Annotated in this window: 7 protein-coding genes; 2 read left to right on the forward strand and 5 right to left on the reverse strand. The window is 57.7% G+C overall.

The features are described 5' to 3' along the window. On the forward strand, positions 1 to 221 hold a 221-nt coding region (locus tag H5U08_RS05455), incomplete at its 5' end, for a phage tail assembly chaperone (protein WP_297031057.1). Here H5U08_RS05455 and H5U08_RS05460 read toward each other — a convergent pair. Both H5U08_RS05460 and H5U08_RS05465 read right to left on the reverse strand, forming a co-directional pair. After that, positions 218 to 1,567, reverse strand: a complete 1,350-nt coding sequence (locus tag H5U08_RS05460; protein ID WP_297031060.1) for a Gfo/Idh/MocA family oxidoreductase — start codon at positions 1,565 to 1,567, stop codon at positions 218 to 220. The genes H5U08_RS05455 and H5U08_RS05460 overlap by 4 nt on opposite strands. 198 nt (positions 1,568 to 1,765) lie before the next feature. Further along, positions 1,766 to 2,752, reverse strand: a complete 987-nt coding sequence (locus tag H5U08_RS05465; RefSeq protein ID WP_297031061.1) for an HD domain-containing protein — start codon at positions 2,750 to 2,752, stop codon at positions 1,766 to 1,768. Positions 2,753 to 3,153: 401 nt separating this feature from the next. On the opposite strand from H5U08_RS05465, the gene H5U08_RS05470 reads away from it, so the two are divergent. Continuing rightward, the gene (locus H5U08_RS05470; protein WP_297031062.1) at positions 3,154 to 4,926 is read left to right on the forward strand and encodes a proline--tRNA ligase; all 1,773 of its coding nucleotides are present in this window, start codon (positions 3,154 to 3,156) and stop codon (positions 4,924 to 4,926) included. 268 nt (positions 4,927 to 5,194) lie between these two features. Here H5U08_RS05470 and H5U08_RS05475 read toward each other — a convergent pair whose 3' ends face one another. From H5U08_RS05475 to thrC, 3 genes are all read right to left on the reverse strand, one after another. Beyond that, positions 5,195 to 6,208 carry a YhdH/YhfP family quinone oxidoreductase gene (locus tag H5U08_RS05475; protein WP_297031063.1) on the reverse strand — a complete coding sequence of 338 codons (1,014 nt, stop codon included), beginning with the start codon at positions 6,206 to 6,208 and terminating at the stop codon, positions 5,195 to 5,197. A 180-nt stretch (positions 6,209 to 6,388) separates the two neighbouring features. After that, positions 6,389 to 7,180, reverse strand: a complete 792-nt coding sequence (gene dapB / locus H5U08_RS05480) for a 4-hydroxy-tetrahydrodipicolinate reductase (protein ID WP_297031065.1) — start codon at positions 7,178 to 7,180, stop codon at positions 6,389 to 6,391. Positions 7,181 to 7,371: 191 nt separating this feature from the next. After that, the coding region (gene thrC, locus H5U08_RS05485) for a threonine synthase (protein ID WP_297031067.1) at positions 7,372 to 8,523 on the reverse strand (1,152 nt) is incomplete at its 5' end.

Here is an 8,523-nt window from a genome sequence, read left to right on the forward strand (position 1 = left end):
ATGAGCGCGTCTGGCGCGACAGCGAGATGGTGCGGGCCGGCGGCGTGCGCGACCGCCACCGCGACGAGCAGGAGCTGTTCCGCCCGACCACCCTGACCCCGGAACGCTTTGTGGAGCTGCTGGGCTACATCCAGAAGCTGCGCGACTGGCCGCAGTCCGCCGCCTTCCCTGATACGGCGCAGCGCCCCGTGGCCCCGGCCTGGCTCGCTGAGCAAACCTAAGAGTTGGCTGCCGGATGGTTGACAATTTCCCCTCGTTTCGGATCGTATTCCAGCTCTTCCTCTGGGAACAGCGTAGCGACGTTGCCGAGCATAAGAAATTCGGTAAGCGGGCCGGAATAACCGAAGTGTGACATCGTCTGCCCGCGCCCTTTGCAGGCCGCCGTCCATTCCCTTTCGTGGCTCCCTCCCCGAGGAAGGACTTGCGGTGGACCTTCCTGCTCTGATGTGCGACCCGACGGCAAAAGCACAAACGTCGAATTGTGGCCCGTAGCGTGAATCATTTGCCGAGCACCGCAGATGAGGCAGCCCGCGTGATCTTCCCATTTCTTATTGCCGGCGTCTCCCCAATCCAGTTTCTTTCCCATCAACTCCTCGACATGGGCTCGCCGTCCGGGAGCGCCGGCCCCGTTGAACCACTCAAAGCGCACAGGCGGAAGATTGCCCCGCGCCGGTATCTGCCAGCGAACGATTTCCCACCGGGGAAAGGTGTGCTGCGTTCGGCTGTGCACCTCGGCTACGACTCGGATGCGGCCTTCGCTGCCGGGTTGCCATAGCGAGTTGATTCGCAAGCCCATGAAGGCCATATTCGCAGAATGCGACGCCCAGTTCCCCAGGTTGCCGGTGGCAAAATCCCGCCACACATGCCAGTTCAGCCACTGTTCGTGAAACGGCCGATCCGGGGCAGGTCCCAGCCAAACATCCCAATCGACATAATCAGGAACAGGTTGTTCACCGCTGGGCAACGGCCGTTCACCTGAACCCCCACTGTCTTTCCAGACATAGACTTCGTGGACATCGCCGATTGCCCCAGATTGAACGAGTTCCACTCCTCGGCGAAAGGCATGGGTGGCGGTTCCCTGATTCCCCATTTGTGTGACCACACCAAACCGAGCGGCGGCTTCCCGGAGCACACGCGCCTCCCATACATCGTGGGTGAGAGGTTTCTCACAGTAAACGTGTTTCCCGAGGCTCATGGCCGTGTACGAAATCACGGCATGATTATGGTCCGGCACGGCCACCACAACAGCATCGATACGATTCGCCATCGTATCGAACATCCGTCGAAAATCTCGGAACTTGGGAACGGAGGGGAATCTCGCAAAAGCGGCCGCGGCGCGGCGTTCATTGACATCGCACAGCGCTACGACATTTTCCCCAATCTGCGGAATCGCCTGGACGAACCACGAGCCCCGTCCGGATACGCCGACCAGAGCGACGTTGAGGCGCTCGTTGGCTTGATAGGTGGTCGCGCTCGCCGCAGACTTTAAGATGGTCACCCCAGAGACGCTCAGCCCAGAACGCGACACCAGGGCCAAAAAATTGCGACGACTGACACGGCGACCCATATGTCAATCCTCCCCTGAACACGGAAATGGCCAAGCTGATCACCGACGGCGATCAGTGTAATACGCCCCGGTGCCAGCTACAAGCGTGTGCGAGACATCGTTGGCCAAAAGATCGGGATATTCCGCATCAAGACGGAGACCGGAAAAGAAGGTGAATCCGTTGGATTCCCCGGGGCACGACTTGCAGATCGCCTATGTCTACTCATCTTCGGGAACTGCCCACCCAGCGCCTTTGTAGAACTTCCGATTGAGCACAGGGCAGTAGGAAGTCCACGTCCCATCTGGGAGCGGATCCCCCTGAATCCTCTCCAGGCAGGCGGCCATTCGGGAGTCAAGGTAGTCCAGGCAATGGAGTGCTACCGCTTCGGGCGTCATCGGAAGTCGAAAGCTTCCGAATTCGTACTCGCCGTGATGGCTCAGGATCATGTGCTTCAGACGAAGCCGCAACTCGCTGGGAAACTGTTCTCCAAGCAACTCTTCTGCTTTGGGAATGGCCTCATTGAGCATTTCCAATCCCAGGGCCAGGTGCCCCAGCAGTTGACCTTCATCCGTGTAGTTGGATTCAAAATCGGCCGCCAACTCACCCGTTTTTCCGATATCGTGCAGAAAAACCCCCACCAGGAGAAGGTCCCGATTGACCGCCGGATATAGTGGCGCCATAGCCTGCGCAAGTTCCAGCATAGTCACCAGATGAACCACGAGTCCTCCGGGGTAAGCGTGGTGAAAACTGACTCCAGCCGGGACCTTGGCAAGTTTTGCCATGAAATCTTCATCGGTAAGGAAAACTTCCAAAAGCGCTCTCAGGTGGGGATTTTCCACAGATCGAAGGATCTGGGCTAAATAGTTAAGATTCTGGTCCAGCTTTTGCTGAGTCAGCGGAAGGAAATCGGCAGGGTCAACTTCCTCGGCCGGGACCGGTTTCACTCGAGACAGAATAATCTGGAGATTCCCCTGGTAAACCTGGGTGACTCCTTCCACTCGGACATAACCGCCGGGAACGACACGTTCCAGGAGGCTCTGGTCGGCGTTCCATAGACGAGCATCAACGGAGCCCGTGCGGTCCGACAGCCTCATCTGAAGATACAGGACCCCGTTGCGATTGGGCCGCATTTGACGGCTCGAGACGAGGTAAATCTCGTTCACCGTTTCTTCCGGCCGAAGATGACTGACAAATTTGCGGCTCATTGGTTCTGCCTTGCAGCTTTGTGAACACTTACAACGTATTGATCCCTGGAAAGGACGGAGACTGGGGCTCAATGCGCATCGAGCTGGCGATGCAGTGGAAGCACGCTGGATGACGTTCTCGAGCTACGGAACCCCTCAGTGTAGAAGACACGTTCCCAAGCGGTCAACCCACGTGACCTTGTAGGAACCTGGGCGGCTGGTCTAAAATCACATTTTCTTAAGACTCGCCGGGGAGTGCAGAACGATCAAAGAATGTTCCCGGTCCCTGAGTTCGGATGTGGAAACATTCCGCCCGAACTTGGGTCATCCCGAGAAAAAGTTCTGGCAGGACTGCTGGATGGCAGAGAATTGCCAAGATTTTTGGCCTTTCATTTGAAAATGTGACTGAAGGCGATTGAGGCATGTTGTGGTCCAAAACGTTCATCCCCACGCTTAAAGAGACCCCGGAAGGGGCCGAGATTCCCAGCCATGTGCTCATGCTACGGGCGGGACTCATCAACCAGGTCATGGCTGGCGCGTACACGTACCTTCCGCTCGGGTTGCGTGCGCTGCGGAAGGCTGAGCAAATTGTTCGAGAAGAGATGGACGCGGCAGGGGCGGTGGAGTTGCTCATGCCGAGTTTGAGCCCCTTGTCCCTCTGGGAACGCACTGGCCGTGATAAGGCGTTCGGGGATGTCCTCATTCGGGTTGAGCTCAAGCGGCAGAATCGAAAAGTGAATGCTGTTCTGGGGCCCACGCATGAAGAAATTGTGACCGATTTGGTGGCTCACCATATTTCGAGCTACCGCCAGCTCCCCATCACGCTCTATCAGATCTCCCCGAAATTCCGCAATGAGGAGCGGCCCCGTTTCGGCGTGCTGCGGACGAGTGAGTTCCTCATGAAGGACGCGTACAGTTTCGACACGTCGCTTGAGGGCCTCAACCGCAGTTACGAAGCGATGTATCGCGCCTATTGCCGCATTTTTGACCGGTGTTGCCTGGCCTATATTCCGGTGGAGGCCGAGAGCGGTCCAATCGGTGGGGAGGCCAGTCACGAATTCATGGTGCCGGCCAACAATGGTGAGGACAAGATCGTCCACTGTGCTGCGTGTGGTTACGCCGCCAATCTTGAACGTGCCGAGATCGGTCCGCGAAGGGCGGAACAGCCGACGACAACCGAGCCGGCTCCCCTCGAGCGAGTCCCGACTCCAGGTGCCAGTTCGATCGATCAGGTCAGCCGGTTTTTGAACTGTCGTCCCCAGGATTTGATCAAGACGCTCATTTATCTGGCCGACGGCCAACCGGTTGCCGTCCTCATCCGCGGAGACCACGAGGCGAACGAAAACAAAATTCGTCGCGCTTTGGGTGCAAAGGAAATCCAGCTCGCCGACCCGACCACCATCGAACGTGTCACCGGTGCACCGGTTGGATTCGCAGGTCCTGTAGGACTCAAAGAAAAGGTCACGATTATCGCGGATTATGATATTCAGTTCATGCGCAACGCGGTTACGGGTGCAAATGAGGCTGACACCCACTTGAAAGGGGTCAATCTTGGACGGGATTTCAACGTTGAGCGTTTTGCGGACCTTCGTTGTGCCCAGGACAACGACCCCTGCCCCCGGTGCAGTGGGATCCTGCGGCTCAGGCCGGCCATCGAGGTGGGGCACGTGTTCAAATTGGGCACGAAGTACTCGGAAGCTCTGTCTGCCCGGTTCCTTGACCCAAGTGAACAATTGAAACCGATTATAATGGGCTGCTACGGCATCGGTATCAACCGAATTCTCGCCGCTCTCATCGAGACTACTCACGATGAAAATGGCATCATCTGGCCGGTGGCACTGGCACCGTACGAGGTCGTCATTGTGCCTGTGAATGTGGCCGATGAAAAATCACGCGAAGCGGCATTCCAGCTTTATGATGCCTTCCGAAAGGAGAATATCGAAGTCATTCTGGATGACCGTGACGTCAGGGCCGGGGTCAAGTTCAAGGATGCCGATCTGATCGGATTTCCGATGCGCGTGGTGGTGGGTGAACGAGGACTCGCTCAGGGAAATGTGGAAGTGAAATGGCGGTGGGAGAAGACCCCGCAGCTCATGCCGCTGGACAAGGTCGTGGCGGAAGTTGCCGGGTGGATCCGCGAGGAAAGAAAAAGCGGTGCCCGCTTCAAAGCGGCCCTGTATGGCAGCGACGAATAGGGAATCGGTTCGATTCTCGGGAGTTTTCTGCTTTGGCTGGTTGGATTCGGACGCGCTGTGTCGCACCGGTTGCCGTCCTGACGAGGGCAAGTGCTCAGCACGCCCAGTCTGGAAAGCATCCAAAATCGTTCGATGACCGAGAGGCTCCGTTTGCCGATCCGTCCGGGAACAGGAAAGAGGATCATCCCTGGGCACATTTTATGGCAGGCGGCAGATTTTAAATCCCGTGCCGAAGTGACGATGACGGATGCCAGAGTGACACATCGATTTATCGCTTGAGCGGCACGCGGGATCCGCCGACCTCAACGACGATTCGGCCCATCACTTCCCCGTTGAGAATTCGGTCGAACCACATCGGTAACTCTTTGAGGGGGACGATTTTTCGAATGCGATCGAGCTTTTCGATGCGCCAGGGGCCGGCAAACTTTTCCCAGATGGCGGCCTTTTTTGCCAGGGGTTGCCAGGCTGCATCGATTCCCGCGAGGGTAACCCCACGCAGGATAAACGGATAGACCGTCATTCGCAGGTGAGCACCGCCGGCCAGACCGCATGCGGCCACACAACCAGAATGTTTCGTCGCGCGGAGGATACTGGAGAGCATGTCGCCGCCTACAGTATCCACCCCGCCAGCCCAGCGACCGGATAGCAGGGGTTTTTCAGGATCGGCCAGCACGGCGTCGCGCCCCACCACGGATTTCGCTCCGAGTTCGCGTAGCATCTCATGGGCATGGGCTTTTCCTGTCACGGCAACAACGTCAAACCCCAGCTTGCCTAAAATGGCGACGGCGATCGACCCAACTCCCCCTGACGCTCCGGAAACGACGATCTGGCCCCTTTCCGGACTGATACCGTGGGTAAGCAGACTGTCAACGCACAGACCCGCCGTAAGGCCAGCCGTTCCCAGTGTCATTGCGTCGAGGAAGTCCAGTCCCTCGGGCAGCGGGAGCACCCAATCAGCGGGGACCCGCACGAACTCCGCGTAGCCGCCCCAGCGCTCCGCCCCCAATTCGTATCCGGTTACAATGACCGGATCGCCCGGCACAAACTCATAGACCCCGCTCTCTTCCACAGCTCCCGCAACATCAATTCCAGGAATGTGTGGGAATTTTTTGACAACCCCCGGATGGCCCCGCGCGGCAAGTGCGTCTTTGTAATTGAGCGACGAATAGGCCACCCGAATCAGCACTTCTCCCGGCGGAAGCTGGGAAGATTGCGTCCGCTGGATGGCAATCTTGACTTGACCGTCGTTTGACTTTGTAACGACAAGGGCCTCGAAATCCATAAATGCTCCGCGGTGTCATTCGACTGGCACAACGGGACAGTTGGCCCGTCCCAGCAGGAGGCAACATCCGCCAATAAGAGTGCGCCCCGCGTGGGAGGTGGTCCCAACGTGCGCGTCGCGCCGATTAATTGTCGGGCTTCATCAGGGAAAAACGAACAAGGCGCTCGCTGTTGCGGCGTCTCAAAGCCCCAGCACGTCTCGCATCCCATAAAGCCCTGGCGGCTGTTTTACGATGAACCGGGCAGCAGCCAGGGCCCCTTTGGCGTAGGCGTCCCTATTGGTGGCGCGAACGGTGATTTCCAGTGTTTCCCCGAGCAGGCCGAAGACAATGGTGTGTTCGCCTGGATTGTCTCCCACACGTACGGCGTGGTAGCCAATTTCCTCGTGCGGTCTTCGGCCGGGACGTCCCTGGCGCCCATGACGATGGACGATTTGGCCCATGATCTGCGAGATCAATTTGCCAAACTGCAGAGCCGTCCCACTCGGGGCGTCTTCCTTAAAACGGTGATGACGTTCAATGATTTCGACGTCCGCATCTTTGTCTTTGAGGGCCTCGGCAGCCATCTGGCACAGTTTCATCGCAACGTTGACCGCGAGGCTCATGTTCGGGGAGTGAATGACTGGTACAAATTCCGCAAGCTCCGCCAGCGCGCGGTCCTGCTCAGGTGTAATCCCCGTGGTTGCAAAGACAAGAGCGAGACGGTTCTTGCGGCATGTGTTGATGATGCTGTCAAACCCGCTCACATGGGAGAAATCAATCAACACGTCCGCTTCCCCTCGAAACTCCGCAGAGAGCGGAACCCCGAGAGGTTCGCGTCCCGCTACAGCTCCCGCGTCTTGTCCCAATTTGGGGTGATCGGGGGCTTCCAGGGCCCCGACAATGACGAAGTCGGGCTCCTCGGCAGCCAGAGCAATCACCCGTTGTCCCATGCGACCGGCAGCCCCCGAAACGACAACGCGTATCTTCTCCATATCCTTTCCTTTGCGGTTCTAGCAACTCCTCGCAAACGTCTTTACACCACATACCTTCGCAAATGCGTCGGTAATATATCCAATGCGTTTTTCTCCGCCCCCGCCATTACTCCGCGAAATTGCGTGCAACAGGTTGTTGGAAACAGGACGTGTTCTCTTGAGTGTGCTTCCAGCTTCCGTTTGCGACAGCTTCACCCGTACAGGTGAATGGCTTTGATGATTTCGTTCAAATCGTTGGCTACGCTCACGGCGCGATTGGCGAAGGTGGCTCGTCGCACCCCGCGTTTGCCGAGCACCTCGTTGAACATTTGCTGATCCGTGGTGTGATAGGCAACTGTCGCGGTAGGGTCCTTCAACTGATGACCGGTAAGGATGCAGACAACCCGTTCGTCTTTTGCGATAACCCCCTCACTGACCAGTCGTTTGGCCCCGGCCACACTCGCCGCGCTCGCCGGCTCACAGCCGAGACCACCGGCGCCAACCTGGGCTTTCGCATCCAGGATTTCCTGGTCCGTCACCTCGCGAACCACCCCCTGGCAGACTTCCAGAGCCTGTAAACATTTCCAAAAATTGACGGGTCGGTTAATTTCAATGGCGCTGGCGATTGTCGAGGCACGGCGTCCCTCGCGATCCATTTCTCCGTAGAACTGGGAGAGTTTTTCCGCATCAACCCGTCCTCCATTCCAGCGGAGCCCCTCACATTCGTAAAGGCGGTAAAGGGTATTAGCGCCAACGGCGTTGATAACTGCCAGTCGAGGCACCTTCTTGATCAGCCCCAGGTCCCGCAATTCACGAAATGCCTTCCCAAAGGCGCTGCTGTTTCCCAGGTTTCCACCAGGGACAACAATCCAGTCGGGGACCTCCCACCGGAGCGCTTCCAGCACCCGGAACATAATGGTTTTCTGCCCCTCCAGCCGGAATGGATTGACACTGTTTACAAGGTAGATTCCCAGCGAGCGGCTGACCTCTTGCACTCGCTTCATCGCGTCGTCGAAATCCCCCGCAATTTGTACGGTGAGTGCCCCATAGTCGAGGGCCTGCGCCAACTTTCCATACGCAATTTTTCCGGATCCGATGAAAATAATGGCCCGCATCAAACGCGTCACAGAACAATAGAGGGCCAGCGACGCGCTGGTATTTCCGGTCGAAGCGCAGGCCGCCCGGGTGGCTCCCACCAATCGGGCATGCGTGAACGCAGCGGCCATCCCGTTGTCTTTGAAGCTTCCGGAGGGATTGAGGCCCTCGTACTGGAGAAAGACGGATCCCGGCCGAAGCCCCACATATTCAGCCACTGGGTCTGATCTCTGAAGGAGCGTCTGTCCTTCGCCGATTGTCACGCATAT

The organism is Thermogutta sp., assembly GCF_014359955.1.
Classification (GTDB): domain Bacteria; phylum Planctomycetota; class Planctomycetia; order Pirellulales; family Thermoguttaceae; genus Thermogutta.